The sequence below is a fragment of the Blautia sp. 1033sp1_1033st1_G9_1033SCRN_220408 genome (genome assembly GCF_040929965.1).
Lineage (GTDB): Bacteria > Bacillota > Clostridia > Lachnospirales > Lachnospiraceae > Blautia_A > Blautia_A ammoniilytica.
The window spans coordinates 36,615-54,956 of the sequence record NZ_JBFKZO010000024.1 but is presented as its reverse complement, the minus strand read 5'-3'; the positions used below and the strand labels follow the sequence as shown (position 1 = coordinate 54,956).

The window sequence follows — 18,342 nt, the reverse complement described above, 5'->3', positions numbered from 1 at the left end:
GCTTCGCTTCGTCAAGTGATCGTAGTGTAAAAGAATTTTCGAGAATCGTATGTGTTTCACTGTTTAGTTATCAATGTCCATGTTGTCTGTTAGCAACTTGATTACTATATCATAATCTCCTGCCATTGTCAACAACTTTTTGAATCTTTTCAGATTCAAGCGGAGAAGGAGGGATTTGAACCCTCGCGCCGCTATTAACGACCTACTCCCTTTCCAGGGGAGCCCCTTCGGCCAGCTTGGGTACTTCTCCAAATCGCCCTACAACTCTTCATTTCACAAATGAAGCGTTATTTATTGTAACTCACAGGTCATGCTTTGTCAAGCACTTTTTTATTTTCCTGCAAGAAGCGGAGAGAGTGGGATTCGAACCCACGCGCCCTTGCGGACAAACGGTTTTCAAGACCGCCTCGTTATGACCACTTCGATATCTCTCCAGATGTTTGTAAATACATACACCAACCTTTTCTCTGTCAGTGCCTGATTATCTTATCACCAATCATGCCTTGTGTCAACACAATTTTTTAGTTTTTCAAATCTTTTTTAGTTCTCCTGAAAAAAGGCCTGTGCTACTTTCAGATCCTCTGGCGTTGTGATCTTTATATTCCTATATGAGCCCTGTGCCAACCGCACTTTCACTCCTGTTTCCTGCTCCACAACCATAGCATCATCTGTCACCTTGCTCATATCCTTCTTTCGGATGCTTTCATGTGCCCTGCAGATCAAAGCGTAAGAAAAAATCTGCGGTGTTTGGATCGTCCATACACAATTTCTATCTGGTGTCTCCAGTACATTTCCCTGGGTATCCGCAATCTTTATGGTATCTTTGGAAGGCATACCAATTACACAAGCTCCTGTCTGTTGTACAGCCGAAAGCCCTCTTCTTAGAATCTCTTCATTAATAAACGGCCTGGCACCATCATGTATAAATACATAATCTGGATTATCACAAGCCAGTAACCCCGCATATACAGAATCATACCGTTCTTTCCCACCAGGAATAACCCTGGTAACTTTTGAAAATGCGTACTTATCCACAATCTGCTCTTTACAATAGGAAATAACATCCTCACTTGTTACCAGAATAATATCCTGAATCATACTGCTTTCCTGAAAACAATGCAGGGAATAATATAGCACCGGATATCCCTGTATTTCCAGAAACTGTTTCTGTATTTTGCTGTGCATTCTCTTTCCTTTTCCTGCCGCCAGAACAATTGCAGTACATTTCTCACTCATTTCAACGCTCTCCCAATTTCAGGTTAGGAACTGCATTCAGATCCCACCCATGTCTCGTTCCCTTCATAAATTCATAATAAGCAGCCACCCCGATCATTGCTCCATTGTCTGTACAAAAAATAGGAGACGGACGGTAAAAACGGAAGCCATTCTCTTTGCATGCCTTTTCCATAGCCTCACGAAGATGTTTATTGGAAGCAACTCCTCCTGCAATAGCCACTTTATCCATATGGAAATCCTTTGCCGCCTGCATAGTATGTTCTACCAGTACATCCACCACTGCTTTCTGGAAAGAAGCAGCAATGTCTGCACGGTTTACTTCTTCCCCTTTCATTTTTGCACCATTTAGATAATTTAGCACCGCTGACTTCACACCACTGAAACTGAAATCATATGGACAATCTTCGATTTTGGCTTTTGGAAATACAATAGCATCCGGATTACCTTCATCCGAAAGCTTATCGATCTTTGGCCCTCCCGGATATCCAAGTCCAATCGCCCTTGCAACCTTATCAAAAGCTTCTCCTGCCGCATCATCCCTTGTCCTTCCCAGAATGCGGAATTTCCCGTAATCTTCTACGATCACCAGATGGGTATGCCCTCCGGAAACGATCAGACATAAAAACGGCGGCTCAAGATCCGGATGTTCAATATAATTCGCAGACACGTGCCCTTCAATATGATGCACGCCTACCAATGGGAGCTTTTTGGCATAAGCAATGGCCTTTGCCTCTGCAACGCCCACCAGAAGTGCCCCCACTAAGCCAGGACCATAGGTAACACCTATAGCATCCAGATCGTCTAATGTTACTCCTGCATCCGAAAGTGCCTGTTCCACAACCTGATTAATCTTCTCAATATGCTTTCTGGATGCAATCTCCGGTACAACACCACCATATAATTTGTGAAGCTCGATCTGTGATGAGATAACATTTGACAAAATGGTTCTGCCGTTTTTTACAACCGATGCCGCTGTCTCATCGCAGGAGCTTTCTATCGCTAGGATCAAATTATCTTTCATTTTTTTCGTCTTCCTCTTCAAATTTTAATTCCAAACTCTTCCCATCTTTGCCAGGCCAGGCATTTGGGAATATTTCTCTGACTTTATCCATGTAATCATCCGGACGGATCAAGGAAGGACTGTAATGAGTGAGCCACATCTGCTCTACTTTTGCATCCCTGGCAAGGAAAGCCGCTTCCTTAAAAGTCATGTGCTTATACCCTTTTGCCTTTTCCACCTTATCTTCTTCACCATACATTCCTTCACAGATAAAAAGATCAGAACCTTTTGCATTTTTCAAAATTGACTCTGTAGGCCGGGTGTCTGTTGTATAAGTAACTTTTAATCCTTTTCTGTCCGGTCCTAAAACCATATCTGGAGTATATACTACTCCGTCTTCTTCCATTGTCATACCTTTTTGTAATGGATTCCAGAATTTCAGGGGAATCCCCTGGCTTCTGGCTCTTTCCGGCGAAAATCTGCCCTGTCTTAAAATTTCCAGGGTATATCCATAACAAAGTACATTGTGATTTACCTTAAATGCAGTGATACGATATCCATTTATTTCAAAAGTCTGCTCTGCGCCTGTGATCTCCATAAATCGAATTTCAAAAGGCAATTCCGGTGCAATCACACGCAGGGCATTTACCACTCGTTCCAGCCCTCTTGGCCCAATCAGGGTCAATGGCTCTGTACGGTCTGCATTTCCCATGGTAAGAAGCAGTCCCGGAAGACCACTGATATGATCTCCGTGGTAATGGGTAAAACAAATCACATCTATAGGCTTAAAGCTCCATCCTTTTTCCTTGATAGCCACCTGTGTACCTTCGCCGCAGTCAATCAAAAGGCTGCTGCCATTATACCGGGTCATAAGTGCTGTAAGCCATCTTCTGGGCAAAGGCATCATGCCGCCAGTTCCAACAAGACAAATATCTAACATATATTTCTTATTCCTCTTTACTTTTTTCTGTGAAAAAGTGTATCACAATCCAGATTCTAAAACAAGTAAAAACCTGTTTGGAATACCTTCCGCTTTTCTTTTCATATTCTTAAGAATTTTTTATATTTTTTTAATGTATATTTTCATCTCTTATGTTTATTATAGAATGCAAGTCAAAAAAGAAATTTCAAAAGTGATTGCCTTACTTCTGTTTTTGATGTAAAATCTGCACGGTCGATATAAGATTCGTCAGACAGGAAAGGAACATTATGAATTTGAATCAAAAACCAAAACTTACCAGACGCAGTCTGCTGTGCATTCTCTTTCTTTTTGGTGCAGCTTCACTGCTGATTCTACTTACACTTCCATCCGGCAGCATGTACGGCTCCCAGACAGACTGGTATTGCCAGCATGTTACTCTTGCAGATTATATGCGTAAGCACTTTTATGCCACCGGGCAGCTTCTTCCCGATTTCTCTGGTCTTGGAGGAGGTACCAACTTTTTTGCCTTGTCCTACTACGGGATGCTCCGGCCGGATGTACTTTTATCGTATTTTCTACCTGATATATCCGTTGCTGCCATCATCCAGGGATATGCAGTTTTTGAGATTTTCCTCGGGATTTTTCTCCTATATTACTGGCTTTACAAAAAGGGGCTTACAGACACATCTTGTTTTTGTGCAGGCTTCCTTTACCTTTGTGCAAACTGTCTGTTTCAGGCTCACAGACAGATCATGTTTGTAAACTACCTGCCTTTTGTGATCCTGACGCTGATTGCCATTGATCAGCAGGCGGAATCCATGATTAATAGTTTTCCTCAAAAAACACGGACAAATATGGGCATCGTTTTTTCTTACCTGATGATTTTATTCCATAGCTTTTACTTTTTCCCTGCCTGCTTTGCATCCTGTACTCTGTATTACTGGTTCTCTACCCAAAGCCTGTGCAAGGTTTACAGCAAAGTTCCCAGACGTTTTATAAAGCTGTGGTCCGGCTACATTCTCAGTACTGCTGCTGCAGTCTGCCTGTCCATGGCAGTTCTGCTGCCCACCGGACTTGCCATCCTGGAAAATAAAAAAGATGTAGCTCCTACTCCTTTGTACAAGATCCTTACTGTCAACCCAACAATGGACAGTCTTCTTTACAGTGTTTATGGATGCGGGCTTACCCTGATCTGCCTTTACGCAATTTTATTAAGCATCCGTCGAAAATCAACCCGATCCTTTGCCTGCATTTTACTGTGTTTTTTATTTTTTAATATTTTTTACTGGATCCTGAACGGAACCTTATATGTGCGTCCCAAAAGCCTGATCCCATTCATGCCGCTGATCCTTTACCTGACAGCACTTACACTGGAAGAATTAAAAGCCAGGCGAATCCGTCACAGCCTTCCCCTTGCACTATGCTGTCTGATTCCGGTTATCATACAGATTCTTTTTGTTTCCCATGATAACCAGTTCAAGATTCTGATGGCATTAGATGGGTTATGTCTGGTCTTATTTTCTGCTTCCGGATCAATTTGTAAAAAAAGAAAGCTTCTGGCACAGGGACTGGCTTTTCTCCTGATCCTGGTGCTGCCTGCCAAGATTTATCTGAATAAATCCGGAAGGGAAGAATATGTTTCTGCCACAGATGACTCCAGAAGTACTTTTTCCGACAGCCAGATCTTGAAGCTTTGCAAGGACTCACAAGCAAGGATGGATACTCTGGAGCGTCCGTACACCAACAGCAATTATATGGTATGGGGTACCCAGAACAGAAGCAGCATCTACTCTTCCGTATCTAACAGTACCTACAATCAATTTTATTATGATACTCTCCGTAACTCCATCAGTAACCGCAACCGGGTTGCAGTCACCATGCACAGCAATCCTTTCCAAGAATATCTGATGGGCGTCCGTTATATCCAGACAACCAAAGAACAGCTGCCTGCCGGATACCGGATAAAGGCCGAGAAAAATGGCCATGTTCTGGCTGAAAATGATCAGGTACTTCCTTTGGCTTATGGAAGTACTTCGCTTATAAGTGAAGCTTCCTTTGACCGACTGACCTATCCCCAGAACCTGGATACTCTTGTCAACCGTACGATTGTACCTGATTCAGTGGCATCAAATAGTTCTGCCTATCAGTCCCAGATGAAGCCTTACGCTCTGCCAGAAAACTTTTTTGCCAGAAAAAGCACAAAGAAACAGATATCCATCACCCGAAATCTCCCAAAAAATATCTCCGCATCACAACTGTTGTTGGTTTCCTTTGATGTAGTTTACGATGGAGCTTCAGATATTTCTGTTTCCATAAACGGAATTAAGAACTGTCTTTCCGGAAGCAATGCACCCTACCCCAACCAAAACAATACCTTTACCTATATGCTTTCTTCCGAAAAAGGACTTTCCAATCTGGATCTGGTATTTTCAAAAGGAAATTATAAAATAACCAATATTACTGCCTATACTTTGCCATTATCCACATTTCATCATCCAGGGATCGTCACTTTCCACAATCAAGGCACCAAAGGCAGTGAATTATTGAAAGGCACCATTTCCATGGATCAGGATGGATATTTTGTCACATCCTTTGCCTATGCCAAAGGATATCAGGCATTTATAGATGGTAAAGAAATTCCAGTACAGACTGTAAACAAAGCATTTGCAGGATTTCCGTTAAAAAAAGGGGCACATGAAATCCAATTAAAATTCCATGCACCCGGTAAAAGAGCTGGCTTACTGATCAGCCTGATCGCATCCTGCGGCCTGCTCTTTGAAAGCCTTGCATATTCAATTCTGGCGATACGTCATAAGAAGCGCATCCTCCACAGGATCAGAGTAGTAACCTTTACGGATCCCATCTCTGGTAAATCCAGAGCGTTCATAAAGACGAATAGCCCCAGAATTTCCCGCGCGGACTTCAAGATGAATGGTGGTAATCCCTCTCTCACCGGCAAGTCTGATTAAACTTTGCATAAGGAACCCGCCAACTCCCTCTTTCTGGCGGGTTCTTTTGATTGCAACATTCGTAATGTCACCTTCGTCAAGAACCATCAGAAGCCCACAGTACCCAATAATCTCTCCCTTATCCTCTACTACCAGAAACATAGCATTGTCCTTAAGCACAAAAGTAAGGAAACCTTCCTTTGTCCAGGGAACAGAAAAAAGGTCTTTCTCTATCTCCATGACCTGATCCAGGTCTTCTACCAGCATTTCCCTGAGGATCATGCTTTTCCCTCCCTCTGGGCCCGTTCCCTCTCAGCCTGGGAAAGCCTAAGGTATTCCGGAATATGCTCCATTGCAGTCTGGATCCTGCCATCTTTGTAATAAACCTCTCCCAGAGCAGCTACCGCAGCCGCTCTTTGTTTATTCACATGTGCAGGTGCGAAAGAAAATGGCATCTTCAGCTCAGCTTGGATCGTTTCCCTAAACACTGGCACTCCATCTCCCAGGAAAGTCACTGGTTCTTCCAGCCGGTTCAAAATGCCAATCAGCTCCTGGATGGGCACAGCCATCTGCTCTTCTACCTGAACCAGCCTGTGGTCCTTAAATCTGTAAATCCCTGTATACACCTGTCCCCTCCTGGCATCCATAATAGGGCAGACAAGCCCGGACACATCATAAAGATTATATGCCAGTGCTTCCACTGTAGGAACCGGGATCAGCGGCTTGTCAAGAGCAAGCCCAAGCCCCTTTGCTGTAGCTGACCCGATACGAAGTCCTGTAAAAGAGCCAGGGCCTGCTGCCACTGCCACTGCATCTAACGTATTCAGATCAAACTCTGTCATCTTTACGATCTCATCCAACATGGGAAGTAAAGTCTGGGAATGGGTTTTTTTATAATTCACTGTATATTCTGCCAGAAGATTATCATCCTCCACAATTGCTACAGTTGCTACTATTCCTGAACTGTCTAATGCTAAAATTCTCATTTTTATTCTCCTATCGTAATCTTCCGGTAATCAAAACCTTTCTCCAGGTCTTTTTCTATGGTGATTCGTATCACATGTTCCGGAAGGATCTCACGGATCAAATCTGCCCACTCGATGAGGCAGATCCCTTCTCCGAAAAAGTAATCATCATATCCGATTTCTTCCATTTCTTCAATATCTCCGATACGATATACATCAAAATGGTATAACGGAAGCCTGCCTGTATCATATTCCTGTATAATGGTAAATGTGGGACTGCTGATCGCTTCTGTGATCCCAAGTCCTGCTGCAACCCCCTGGGTAAACACGGTCTTTCCTGTGCCCAGATCACCATCCAGGGTATAAATCTGACCTGGGGATGCCTTTTCACCAAGAGCTTTTCCCAATGCAAAGGTTTCTTCGGCTGAATTGGTCTCTATAATCATTTCTTTTAGTAACCACCTTTTCTTTTTCTTGCACATTCATTCTCTGAATATTATAATAAAACAATTAAGGATTTACAATACTTATAAAGGAGATTTCAATATGACAAACCCAATCATAACCATTACTATGGAAAACCAAGATGTGATAAAAGCAGAGCTTTATCCGGAAATTGCCCCCAATACAGTGAATAACTTTATCAGCCTTGTCAAAAAAGGCTTCTATGACGGCCTGATCTTCCATCGTGTGATCTATGGCTTCATGATCCAGGGAGGATGCCCGGATGGAACCGGTATGGGCGGCCCCGGCTACAGCATCAAAGGAGAATTTGCACAGAATGGCTTTGCCAATGATCTTAAGCATACTGCCGGTGTTCTTTCCATGGCTCGCGCCATGCATCCTGATTCTGCAGGCAGCCAGTTCTTCATCATGCATAAGAACGCCCCACATCTTGATGGCAGCTATGCAGCTTTCGGCAAAGTAATAGAAGGCATGGAAGTAGTAAACCGTATCGCTGAAGAAGAAACTGATTACAGCGACAGACCGCTGGATGAACAGCAGATCCATTCCATAACTGTAGAAACCTTTGGTGTGGAATATCCGGAGCCAGAAAAATGCTGATCAGATGATCAGCATTCCCAGATTTTTGTTTCTCCATTTACATCAGCAAAATAAACATCTTTTATCTTTTCCATGGAAGCACGTCCGCTTGTGCCTTCCGTAATATGCTTCTTCACTTGCTGTACCTGTTCTTCCGGTACCAGCAGGTGGAGAATTACTTTATCCGTATATTCTGAATCCAGGATGGGCAGACCGTTTTCCCCTGCAATATACTGGATCTTGCCGATCCCAGAATAATCCGTTTCTACTTTCAGGGAAATCCCCAGTTTTTTCGTGATCACCGTACTAGCCGCAAGCCCTGTCTGCACTGCCAAAGAGTAGGCTCTCACCAGTCCGCCTGTTCCAAGAAGCACACCTCCAAAGTATCTGGTAACAACCACTGCCACATTATAAATATCTTGTCCAAGGATCACATCCAACATAGGTCTTCCGGCTGTACCGGATGGTTCCCCATCATCACTGCATCTGGTAGCTTCCCGGTTCATCCCAACAGAATACACATAGCAGTTATGTCTTGCATCCCAGTATTTCTTACGCATTTCCTCTATGAAGGCAAGTGCCTCTTCTTCGCTTTCCACCGGCCGCACAGTCGCAATAAACCTGGATTTCTTTTCGATAATCTCTCCTTCACCGCCAGCATATACGGTCTTATACTCTTTTTGCATTTCACACAGCCTCCATGGTCTTTGGTACCCTTTTATGATATATTTTTTCACAAATCGTCTTTCATATGAATCTTCCTTAATGATAATGAAAATATGTTTCTCCGTCAATCATTTTGTAAAAAAAGAAGAGGACCTGCAAAGTCCCCTTCTTTTCGCTATATTCATGCTTCTTCTTTTAATACAGTAAACGCTTTGTCTTTTTCCAAAAGGAAAGGCCTCAAATACCCGCAAAGATCACTCATAGGATACACTCCATCTTTCAGGTGTATTCCTAATACACAGATCATATAATCCCGTCTTTCCTGCATCCGTTCCCATGTACGAGGATATTCACTTTGAAGCTGTCCTGCCATTTTTTCATCAATCAGTACAACCCCATCTTCTGCACCAATGCCTGCATATCCCGGAACAGCAGGAATAATATCCATCTGAAGCATCATCCCACTTTTCAGGATTACCGGACTTCCTGGATAAATCGGTGATGCCGACCATTCCTCGTTATCTGTAAAATGACCCGGGTTCAGTGTCCAGTGAAATATCTCCTTTGGAAGAACTTCATCAACAGCCTGATAGATATCTTCGCATCTGACACCCTCGCCCACGGTTTCATACCATGTCACAGCTGCTTTATAGTAAGGAACAGCAATTTTTTTCAGATAATCTCTCTCCGCTTCCGGAAGCTGAGATTCCTCCTCTACCACATAAGCAGCCCTGGATGTTAAACCTCCACGAAGTCCCAAAGTAGCAGAAAAACGATCCCCCACTTGTACTTCCTTATTTCTCGGAAATACAATTGCATCTGTAAAACGATCACCTGTAGCAACAATGGTTGTAACTGATGTAGGCTGTCCCATAGGATTCATCTCCCCTGCAAGTTCCATTTCAGTTTTACCAGGCTTTAATGCTTCCAGTGCCTTATACACGCAGGCAGATGCAAGCCCTGATGCCGCTTCATAATGTGCAATCTCATTGGCATTTTTTATGTGTCTCAAGCCTTTTTCTGAATCTAAAAAAATACCGGATGCATTGATTGTCTGTCCATTCTTATTGATATCTTTAATGGCAGCAGCTATAAATTCCGGAATATCAATCAGACACCGGTTGTCCTCAACTGCACTTGTAAACAGCTTCCATCCAACACAACCGACCTTCATTCCATCTTCCAAACCTGCTTCATTCAGGATGTCACGGATCCGGTTCTGAGGATTCATAGGCTGATAAGGCAGAGAAAAATAAGGTGTATGAAGAACCGTTCCCTGTATAAAACTATATTGGCTCATTTTCAGATTTTCATTTCCCAGCAGAAAATACACTCTTCCATCTGCGTGTAAAACCAGTACAGCTTCTTCAAACCTTGGTTCAAAACCTGTCAGATATGCAAAATTAGCCCCATGCTCACGATCAGCATAAATCATAAGCACATCTAAATTCTGCTCTTTCATACCAGCAAGAACATTCCGGTAATGCTCCTCCATAGTCTCCCTAGTAAGATTCACAGGCCTGTAATCCTGATGAATCCTAGGCTTTTCTACTTTATCATATAATATATCCAAATTTTCCCTCCTCTGACACCAATGCTGACGCTCCGATTATCCCGGCATCGTTTCCCAACTCTGCCAGAATAATATTGTTCTTTTTGTCTGTCAGGAAAAAGTTCTTTTTATATTCTTTGTAAATTGCATCCGTGATCAAGCTTCCTGCATTAGACACACCTCCACCGATCACAAACACTTCCGGATCAAAAGCATGGGCAAACATAGCCATAGCCCGACCCAGCACACCCATACAAAACTCCACACACTCAATAGCAAGCGGATCTCCTTTTTTTGCCTGGTCACACACATCTTTTGCAGTAAAATCCTGCATTTCCCGCAGTTGGGATACGCCTTCATTTTCAGCCAGTATTTTCTTCATTCTCCGTACGATCCCGGTAGCCGGTGCAAATTGATCCACACACCCGCAATTTCCGCAATTGCAGTTCCCTGAATCCTTCGGTCCCACAGCAATATGTCCGATTTCCCCGGCAAGTCCCGAAGACCCTAGCACAATGTTGCCATTCAGTATGATTCCACCGCCCACTCCTGTTCCCAAAGTGATCAGCATCATCGTCTTATATTTTCTGCCTGCTCCCTGCACAAATTCTCCAAGTGCTGCCACATTGGCATCATTTCCAGCTTGGATGTAAGCTTTTGGAAAAAACTTTTTCATTTCTTCTGCAGGATTAAAGTTTCTCCAGAACAGATTCACACACACTTCCACATTTCCGTCTTTGTCTACAGGTCCCGGGATTCCCATTCCTATGCCATATACATCTGATTCATCCAGCCCATGCACACTGAGATACCCCTGTATTTCTTTCGCCACATCTGGAATGATTCTCTTTCCTTCATCGGAAAGATTCGTTTTTATATTCCATTTTTTTAAAAGCTCCTGACTTTTCCAGTCAAATGCACCCAGCTTAATATCTGTTCCGCCAACATCAACTCCAAATAATATTTTCACGTTTTTAACTTCCTTTACAGGTTATAAAGTCTGGCTGCATTGTCATGGAGAATACCCATGATCTCTTTTTCTGTAAATGTAGGCCAGCCAGACTGCTTGCAGATCTTGTTCATTCCGTTCTGCACCAGGTCAATCCATCCAAGGATATCCTTTGTAGGATCCGGTCCGAACAGATCATTATTTGCTGCTACAAAGTCTGTTGCAAACATCACTCTATCAAGCACACCTATTTCTTTTGCAAGTACCATATTCCAGGTCATCCATAAAGGTCTCTTATAAAGCATAGCCAGATCAGTCCACAGGTTTTCATCATTTACCATCATTGTAAAAAGATATTCGCTAAATGGATATCCGATATGTTCTACCACTTTTTTCATATGCGGAAAATGGAAGGTTACATCGTTCAGATTTTCCATTTTGGCATATTTTGTATGCGCAAGAACAGTAGGTCCACCAGCTGCAGAATGGTGATACTGGCATACTGCCCCAGCCTTGTCAATAGCTTCATAGAATGGGAACATAACCGGATCATTGGAACTGAACTGTCCATAAGGTGGAGTAAAAAGTACGCCCCTGTATCCTTTATTATTCAGCTTATCTACCATGTAATCGAAGTTCTTCTGGTTAAATCTTCCAGCCTCATCAATGGGTTCCACACTGCAAAACGGAACAAAGAAATCTGGATATTTTGCGAAAGCATCCTCCACCGCAATTTCTCCAAATTCGGAATTCCATACTTTATGCATGTCCTGTCCCATGCATACGCAGTGTTCGATTCCAGCCGCCTTCATCCATTCTACCAACTGATTAATATCCGTATCTTTTGGAATTGACTGACCAAGCCGATCATAAGTTGGTCTGTCAAAACATTTTGTATTGATTAAGTGCATATGAGAATCTATGAACATATTATCATCCTCCTGTTTCTTGTTTACACCGGCGGTAGTTTTTATAAATAACTATCCGCCGGATTTTTATTAATTATTCCTGTCCATCCTCTGCTGCTTCTTCCGTTTCTGTATCTTCTGCAGCCTCTGTATCTTCTGTATCTTCTGTTTCCTCATCCATAGCATTGATATCAAAGGTTTCTGCATTATGAACGGTAAGAAGCTCTGGTATCATTTCATAGATATCATCCGGGCCGCTTCTTGTATAGCTTCCATCAAAAATCTGCTCCATAAACTCTACGCATTTTACACCCATTTTTACAGGAGACATTCCAGGACTTGCATACAGCTTGCTGTCCTCACCGCCATCAATCATAACCTGTTTCTGCTCATCTGTAGCATCGTATCCAATAACATAAACATCTGTTTTACCTGCATCCTGAAGAGCATGATAGGTTCCCATTGTACACTCATTCCAGTACAGGAAGAACGCATCTGCATCCGGATAAGCAGTAATCATATCGGTTGCCCATGCATAACATCCATCAGTTGTTCTATCTGTGGATCGATTCTTGATGATCTCCACATTCGGATAATTCTCATTCATCCAGTCCACAAAACCATTCACACGAAGCCCACTGGATGCAATGGACGGCTCCTCTTCAAACACAACAACCTGTGCATCTTCCTTTCCATCAAGCGCTTCCATACACTGCTCTGCTGCCATCTGGCCACCTGCATAATCATCATATCTTACAGATGCATCAGCACCTCCTTTGGATGCCAGACAGTCAAAGTCGATAATAGGAATTCCTGCTTCATGAGCCAGGTCTACTGCATCATTTGCGCCTTCTGTATCAATGGCAGTATAAATAATTCCGTCAACTCCCTGAGTTACAAGGTCATTGATATCTGTGTACATTTTTGCCCAATCCCCGCTCGGGTCCATGAGTACACATTTCCAGCCTCTTGCTTCAATCTCTTTCTCAGCGATTTCTGCCAGAGATGCCTCAAATGACTGTGCCATATCCCATACAACTACACCAATGATCTTTTCCTCATCTGCTGCTGATGCAGATAAAGGTGCACCGATTGTTGCCATTGCCATTGTAGCTGTCAGCATTGTACATACCATTTTTTTCTTCATAATATTTTCTACCTTTCTTTTAAATATTTTATTTTCCCTGTTGTCATAATTTTCGGCCGTAAAAATATGACAGCAGGATATTTACATAATAAATTATAGATTTCGCTTATTTTTTATTTGCCAACTTATAAGAAAAGCTGTTAAACCACTGTGAATAGAATACTGCAACTACCATCAGTGCTCCACGAACCACATACTGCCAGTTAGAACCAATATACATAAGATTCATTCCATTGGTAATCATTCCCATCAGAAGTGATCCAAGGAAAACGCCGATGGTCAGACCTTTTCCTCCACTTAAAGCAACGCCACCCATTGCACAGGCTGAAATGGCAATGGTTGCATATCCGCTTGCTGCATTTGGTGTTGCAGATGCCACTCTTGCTGTGGACAGAATACCTGCAATAGCAGACAAACCACCAGAAATAATATATGTGGAGAAGCGAACGCCTTTTACATTAATACCGGAAATGAAAGCAGCCTGATAATTACCACCAATAGCATATACCTTCCTTCCGTATGCAGTTTTCCCAAGAACAATTGCCATAAATACAAATACAAGGATCATAATCCAAATAGACATGGACACACCCAGAATCGGTTTATTACTTAACGCTTTAAAGGAATCCGGAAGACCTGTAACCGCTGTATTGTTACCCACAATATATACCAAGCCTCGTACCGCCACCTGCGAACCCAGCGTGACAATAAACGGATCGATAGATGTAAACGCTACCAAAAGTCCGTTTACCGCGCCTACTACGCAACAAATGATCACAGAAATAAGGATTGCCACTGGAAGGTTTGTTTTCAGTCCATATAACCCATCCTTTACCAAAAGTCCACAGCATGTACCACCCAGAGCTGCAATGGACTCAATTGAAAGATCAAAAGTTCCATTGATCAGCGGAAATGCCAGAGCACATGACAGAATACCGTAAACAACGATCTCTTTCAGTACATTATGGATATTTCCTGTTGTAAGAAAATTCCCACTTTTTGCCTGCACGATGCAGGAATACAGAATGATCAAAAGGATCAGTCCTGACAGTTCAAAATATTTTGAAGTAATAATTTTGTGTTTTATACTGTTCTTTTTATCCATTTTTTCTCTCCATCCGTATAACAATGCGTATTACGCTTTTGCAGTCTGATCGTGTGAAATTGCCATATGCATGATGTTTTCTTCTGTTGCTTCGCCTCTCATAAGTTCACCAGACAGATATCCTTCATGCATAACAAGTATCCTGTCGGAAATTCCCAGAAGTTCCGTCATTTCAGAGGATACTACGATAATGGACAGCCCTGCTGTTGCCAGATCGTTGATGATTTTATATATTTCAGCTTTCGCACCTACATCCACACCTCTTGTAGGCTCATCCAGAAGCAGGATATCCGGATGTGATGCAAGGCATCTTCCAAGAACCACTTTCTGCTGATTGCCACCACTTAGCATTTTGACCGCCATCTGACTGCCAGCACATCGGATTCTCAATTTTTCTATGTATTCCTTACAGACGTTTTTTTCTTTCCTGGTATTCATAAATCCCCACTTGGACAATCTTTCCAGAATACTTAAAATAGTATTCTGCAAAATAGACTGTTCCAGGATCAGTCCCTGATCCTTCCTGTCCTCAGGGAGAAAAGCAATCCCTTTATGCACACCATCTCTTGGCGAATTGATCTCCACAGGCTTTCCATTCATCTGAAGGCTTCCTTCTCCAGGATCAATGCCGAGCAAAAGTCTTAACAATTCCGTCCTGCCTGCGCCTACCAGACCTCCAATACCTAAAATCTCTCCTTTATGAAGTTCAAAGGAAACTTTATGTACCCGCTCATTACTTAAATTCTCTGCTTTAAGTATCACTTCTCCTGAGTGATTTGTTTTTTCCGGGAACTGCTGAGTCATTTTTCGTCCGACCATCAGCTGGACAATATCGTCTACCGTCATTTCTGACACCAGTCCGCCGCCGGAATCACAGCCATCCTTCAAAACCTGGATTCGATCTCCTACTGCATAAATGTCTTCCATTCTGTGAGAGATCATAATAATAGCCATCTTATCTTCCTTTAATTTGCGGATAATCTTATACAGCTTCTCTGTTTCTTCTATAGTAAGTGCTGCTGTAGGCTCATCAAAAACAATAATGGATGCATGATAGGAAAGTGCTTTCAAGATTTCGATCAGCTGCCTTTGTGCAATGCTGTAATGTTTCAGCAAAGACTTGGGATCAAAATAGATCCCCAATTCATCCATCAGTGCTTTGGCCTCCCGGTTGATCCGTCCTTCTTCTACAAAACCTCCTTTGGTTTTGTATCGTCCAACAAAGATATTTTCTGCAACCGTCATCTCTTCAATCTGGATCAATTCCTGCTGCACCATACTCACTCCGTAATAAATGGAATCTATAGGCTTTCTGATACGCACCGGCTGACCATCAATATAAATCTGACCTTCAGACGGCTGCTGAATCCCTGCAAGGATCTTCATCAAGGTAGATTTCCCTGCTCCATTTTCACCACACAGGCAAAGGACCTCTCCTCGCCTGAGATGAAGGCTAACATCATTCAATGCATGAATCCCGCCAAAGCGCTTACTGATATTTTTCATTTCCAGTATATACTCACTCATTGTTGTCCCTCCTGTTTGATTTACTCAAAGTTTATCATTGATACATTGTTTATCACAAGAACTTTTTCGTTTGCTTTTTTCACAAAAAAGAAGATGTTTATTTGTAATAGATTCACAATTCCAGATTATTTTATGTATTTTCCTTATTTATTCAGATTTTCTTTTCTGTTTTTTTGTTTTTATAATTGACTTATTATTTTTATTATGATATTTTCATCATATGATAAACTTTTACCAAACCTATATGGAGACAATCATATGAAATCAAAAAAAATTACCTTACAGGACATTGCTGATCAGGCTCATGTTTCCAAAGCCCTTGTCTCACGAGTCATCAACAACCGTCCGGTTCGTGTTTCTGATCAGAAAAGAGAGCAGATCCTCCGCATTGCCAATGAAGCTGATTATATTCCCACAGGGAAGATCATGAATTATTCCTCCGGCATTCCAAAACTTAATAAGACTATTGCTCTTTTGCTGCCTCATATGCAGTACAAATTTATGGCAGACCTGACAGAAACCATTACCCATGTCGCTTATGAAAACGGATACACAGTCATTGCTTTTGATACTCAGGAAAACAATACTCTTGAAATGAAATACCTGGAAATATGCAATTCTGTAAAAGTTTCCGGTATTATCATTGATTCCTTTTCCAGTGCAAACAACCGCAAATATATTGACAAGCTTACAGAATGGGACATTCCTTTTGTTTTCGTGGACTGTTATCCCAGCTACACAGAAACGCCTAATTATTCCATTGTTTCCACCAAGAATGAAGAAGGCATGTTCAAGCTTACCGAAAGCCTGATCAAACGAGGACATAAGAAGATCCTTAGCATTATACAGGACAAATCCACCTTGACCAATGTTTCCATGTGCCGTATCAACGGCTATTACGCAGCTATGGATAAATACGGACTTCCTGGTTTTAACCAGATCATTTATCCCAACCGGGATTATACGCAGCAGCCTATATATTCTCTTTTAAACACATCCCAGAAATTCAATGCGTTTATTATCCATACAGGATCAGATATGCAGCACTTCTGCGATTTGATTCTCACCACAGAGTATTACAAACAAACAGATTTTGAGATTGGTGTGTTCGATGATTTTAATATTTCCTTCCTGGATCAGGCAAAAGGAATCCACAGAAAAACCTATCAAAGAATCTCAAATATAGTCTCACAACGTCCACAAGAAATCGGACGGTTAGCAGTAAATGCCTTGCTGGAAAACATCCAAAAAGGCAAACAATATGTACCCATCCAGGCTTTTATCGACTGCGACCTGATCAATATTAAAGATTAAAAAGGAGGCACGCATACCATGCATATCAAAAATCTTACTCAGCTTTCCGTTATTGAAATGCCTTATGGAGATCTGAACTGGGGACCTGACCCAAGACATATCCGCCAAGGAATCTATTCAGATATTCAGTTATGGGATAAATACAGAGAGTTGGATGATTACCATCTTTGTAGCGTTTATAACAAAGCAAATGTTCCAGTCCAAACACAAAGAATCACTTATCAGCCAGTTGAGAAAGAAGAAATATACCTTACATTGACCCGTCAGCTGTCAGACGCAGTATACCAGTCTCTATCCGACAATTCTGCTCTGCTTCTTACAGGCGGATATTGTAAAGACGCAGTTGCCGTCTGCGGCGGCATTCAGAGATATCTGGGACCAGACAAAAAGGTGGGGATCATATATTTGGATGCACACAGTGACATGTCCACACCAGAAGTAACTACTACCGGCATTTTGGGCGGCATGGACGTTGCAGCTATCCTTGGTAAAACACTTCCCCAATGGTGCAATGCTGCCGGTCTGTCCAAGCCTTATGATGATGAATTGGTTCTTTTAAGCGATTTTCGTGAATCCATAGTAAATGACGACGGGGCCCTTCCTCTTGTACAGTCTTCAAAGCTTTGCTGGCTGAAGACAGATGAATTTAATGATCCTGAAAAATGGAAACATGCAGTCTTTGCCCTGGCCGATAAAGTAGATGCCCTGTATCTTCATATTGATGGTGATATTCTGGCACGGCCCTATGCTCCAAATGCTGCCTGTGCCGCTGACGGAGGACCTTCCGTGTTCACTGTAATGGATAATATACAAACTGTCATGCAGACCGGAAAAGTTCTCGTTTACGGAAGTTATGGTTTTTATTTTGATACAGATATTCCAGGACAAGATTCCCTTACTCTCAGCGGTCTTCGCACAGTTTCTGCTGGCCTGGAAGCCTGGAAACAAATGCCATTCCTGTAAAAGCACATTTTCTTTTCCTTCTGAATACCTTCTGTCAAATACGGTTATGGTTAGAGTATGATTTCTATTTCTTATAAATTTATGAAAAATGTGAAT

General features: G+C 42.2%; 16 protein-coding genes, 2 tRNA genes and 1 pseudogene. 4 read left to right on the top strand and 15 right to left on the bottom strand.

The genetic code is table 11. The annotated features are described in order from the left end of the window. Window positions 1–160: 160 nt before the first annotated feature. The 5 genes from AB5916_RS14805 to AB5916_RS14785 form a co-directional block, all read right to left on the bottom strand. Window positions 161–250: transfer RNA gene (locus tag AB5916_RS14805), tRNA-Ser, on the bottom strand. Between the two features lie 98 nt (window positions 251–348). Then, a tRNA-Ser gene (locus AB5916_RS14800) sits at window positions 349–434 on the bottom strand. Between the two features lie 106 nt (window positions 435–540). Further along, window positions 541–1,236 carry a 2-C-methyl-D-erythritol 4-phosphate cytidylyltransferase gene (ispD, locus tag AB5916_RS14795; RefSeq protein ID WP_173729069.1) on the bottom strand — a complete coding sequence of 232 codons (696 nt, stop codon included), beginning with the start codon at window positions 1,234–1,236 and terminating at the stop codon, window positions 541–543. Window position 1,237: 1 nt separating this feature from the next. After that, entirely contained in the window at window positions 1,238–2,257 is a 1,020-nt protein-coding gene (gene tsaD, locus AB5916_RS14790; protein WP_158422311.1) for a tRNA (adenosine(37)-N6)-threonylcarbamoyltransferase complex transferase subunit TsaD, read from the bottom strand. Then, window positions 2,247–3,176 carry a ribonuclease Z gene (locus tag AB5916_RS14785; protein WP_158422312.1) on the bottom strand — a complete coding sequence of 310 codons (930 nt, stop codon included), beginning with the start codon at window positions 3,174–3,176 and terminating at the stop codon, window positions 2,247–2,249. Before AB5916_RS14785 ends, tsaD begins: the two co-directional genes overlap by 11 nt. A 269-nt stretch (window positions 3,177–3,445) precedes the next feature. Here AB5916_RS14785 and AB5916_RS14780 point away from each other — a divergent pair, with 269 nt between their 5' ends. Next, window positions 3,446–6,127, top strand: coding sequence for a YfhO family protein (locus AB5916_RS14780; protein WP_368191585.1), 2,682 nt, complete (start codon window positions 3,446–3,448; stop codon window positions 6,125–6,127). On the opposite strand, the pseudogene rimI reads toward AB5916_RS14780, so the two are convergent. From rimI to tsaE, 3 genes and pseudogenes are all read right to left on the bottom strand, one after another. After that, a pseudogene (gene rimI, locus AB5916_RS14775) lies at window positions 6,029–6,346 on the bottom strand (ribosomal protein S18-alanine N-acetyltransferase); the annotation flags it as partial. The gene AB5916_RS14780 and the pseudogene rimI overlap by 99 nt on opposite strands. Before the next feature lie 38 nt (window positions 6,347–6,384). Continuing rightward, entirely contained in the window at window positions 6,385–7,092 is a 708-nt protein-coding gene (gene tsaB, locus AB5916_RS14770; RefSeq protein WP_368191584.1) for a tRNA (adenosine(37)-N6)-threonylcarbamoyltransferase complex dimerization subunit type 1 TsaB, read from the bottom strand. A 2-nt stretch (window positions 7,093–7,094) separates the two neighbouring features. Further along, entirely contained in the window at window positions 7,095–7,517 is a 423-nt protein-coding gene (gene tsaE, locus AB5916_RS14765; protein WP_158422316.1) for a tRNA (adenosine(37)-N6)-threonylcarbamoyltransferase complex ATPase subunit type 1 TsaE, read from the bottom strand. A gap of 100 nt (window positions 7,518–7,617) precedes the next feature. Here tsaE and AB5916_RS14760 point away from each other — a divergent pair, with 100 nt between their 5' ends. Continuing rightward, window positions 7,618–8,136, top strand: a complete 519-nt coding sequence (locus tag AB5916_RS14760; protein ID WP_158422317.1) for a peptidylprolyl isomerase — start codon at window positions 7,618–7,620, stop codon at window positions 8,134–8,136. Window positions 8,137–8,144: 8 nt separating this feature from the next. Here AB5916_RS14760 and AB5916_RS14755 read toward each other — a convergent pair whose 3' ends face one another. The 7 genes from AB5916_RS14755 to AB5916_RS14725 form a co-directional block, all read right to left on the bottom strand. Continuing rightward, complete coding sequence (locus AB5916_RS14755; RefSeq protein WP_368191583.1) at window positions 8,145–8,801, bottom strand: YigZ family protein; 657 nt, start codon at window positions 8,799–8,801, stop codon at window positions 8,145–8,147. Window positions 8,802–8,962: 161 nt separating this feature from the next. Next, complete coding sequence (locus AB5916_RS14750; protein ID WP_368191582.1) at window positions 8,963–10,354, bottom strand: M24 family metallopeptidase; 1,392 nt, start codon at window positions 10,352–10,354, stop codon at window positions 8,963–8,965. Then, window positions 10,338–11,303 carry an ROK family glucokinase gene (locus tag AB5916_RS14745; RefSeq protein WP_368191581.1) on the bottom strand — a complete coding sequence of 322 codons (966 nt, stop codon included), beginning with the start codon at window positions 11,301–11,303 and terminating at the stop codon, window positions 10,338–10,340. Before AB5916_RS14745 ends, AB5916_RS14750 begins: the two co-directional genes overlap by 17 nt. Before the next feature lie 14 nt (window positions 11,304–11,317). Beyond that, window positions 11,318–12,211, bottom strand: a complete 894-nt coding sequence (locus tag AB5916_RS14740; protein ID WP_368191580.1) for an amidohydrolase family protein — start codon at window positions 12,209–12,211, stop codon at window positions 11,318–11,320. 73 nt (window positions 12,212–12,284) lie between these two features. Beyond that, on the bottom strand, window positions 12,285–13,337 hold the full coding sequence (locus tag AB5916_RS14735; RefSeq protein ID WP_368191579.1) for a sugar ABC transporter substrate-binding protein: 1,053 nt from the start codon (window positions 13,335–13,337) through the stop codon (window positions 12,285–12,287). A 106-nt stretch (window positions 13,338–13,443) separates the two neighbouring features. Continuing rightward, window positions 13,444–14,442 (bottom strand): ABC transporter permease, encoded by a 999-nt coding sequence (locus tag AB5916_RS14730; RefSeq protein ID WP_368191578.1) that lies wholly within the window; start codon window positions 14,440–14,442, stop codon window positions 13,444–13,446. Window positions 14,443–14,472: 30 nt separating this feature from the next. Continuing rightward, window positions 14,473–15,969, bottom strand: a complete 1,497-nt coding sequence (locus tag AB5916_RS14725; protein ID WP_368191577.1) for a sugar ABC transporter ATP-binding protein — start codon at window positions 15,967–15,969, stop codon at window positions 14,473–14,475. A gap of 258 nt (window positions 15,970–16,227) precedes the next feature. Between AB5916_RS14725 and AB5916_RS14720 the strand changes: the two genes are divergently transcribed. Together AB5916_RS14720 and AB5916_RS14715 are read left to right on the top strand one after the other, a co-directional pair. Further along, complete coding sequence (locus AB5916_RS14720) at window positions 16,228–17,283, top strand: LacI family DNA-binding transcriptional regulator (RefSeq protein ID WP_368191576.1); 1,056 nt, start codon at window positions 16,228–16,230, stop codon at window positions 17,281–17,283. Window positions 17,284–17,301: 18 nt separating this feature from the next. Continuing rightward, window positions 17,302–18,246 carry an arginase family protein gene (locus tag AB5916_RS14715; protein ID WP_368191575.1) on the top strand — a complete coding sequence of 315 codons (945 nt, stop codon included), beginning with the start codon at window positions 17,302–17,304 and terminating at the stop codon, window positions 18,244–18,246. Window positions 18,247–18,342 lie beyond the last annotated feature (96 nt).

Coding starts and splice junctions, on each gene's coding strand:
- AB5916_RS14785 (WP_158422312.1), bottom strand. CDS start 3,176: ATGTTAGATATTTGTCTTGTTGGAACTGGCGGCATGATGCCTTTGCCC.
- AB5916_RS14780 (WP_368191585.1), top strand. CDS start 3,446: ATGAATTTGAATCAAAAACCAAAACTTACCAGACGCAGTCTGCTGTGC.
- AB5916_RS14715 (WP_368191575.1), top strand. CDS start 17,302: ATGCATATCAAAAATCTTACTCAGCTTTCCGTTATTGAAATGCCTTAT.
- AB5916_RS14740 (WP_368191580.1), bottom strand. CDS start 12,211: ATGTTCATAGATTCTCATATGCACTTAATCAATACAAAATGTTTTGAC.
- tsaB (WP_368191584.1), bottom strand. CDS start 7,092: ATGAGAATTTTAGCATTAGACAGTTCAGGAATAGTAGCAACTGTAGCA.
- AB5916_RS14760 (WP_158422317.1), top strand. CDS start 7,618: ATGACAAACCCAATCATAACCATTACTATGGAAAACCAAGATGTGATA.
- AB5916_RS14735 (WP_368191579.1), bottom strand. CDS start 13,337: ATGAAGAAAAAAATGGTATGTACAATGCTGACAGCTACAATGGCAATG.
- tsaE (WP_158422316.1), bottom strand. CDS start 7,517: ATGATTATAGAGACCAATTCAGCCGAAGAAACCTTTGCATTGGGAAAA.
- ispD (WP_173729069.1), bottom strand. CDS start 1,236: ATGAGTGAGAAATGTACTGCAATTGTTCTGGCGGCAGGAAAAGGAAAG.
- AB5916_RS14725 (WP_368191577.1), bottom strand. CDS start 15,969: ATGAGTGAGTATATACTGGAAATGAAAAATATCAGTAAGCGCTTTGGC.
- tsaD (WP_158422311.1), bottom strand. CDS start 2,257: ATGAAAGATAATTTGATCCTAGCGATAGAAAGCTCCTGCGATGAGACA.
- AB5916_RS14720 (WP_368191576.1), top strand. CDS start 16,228: ATGAAATCAAAAAAAATTACCTTACAGGACATTGCTGATCAGGCTCAT.
- AB5916_RS14755 (WP_368191583.1), bottom strand. CDS start 8,801: ATGCAAAAAGAGTATAAGACCGTATATGCTGGCGGTGAAGGAGAGATT.
- AB5916_RS14730 (WP_368191578.1), bottom strand. CDS start 14,442: ATGGATAAAAAGAACAGTATAAAACACAAAATTATTACTTCAAAATAT.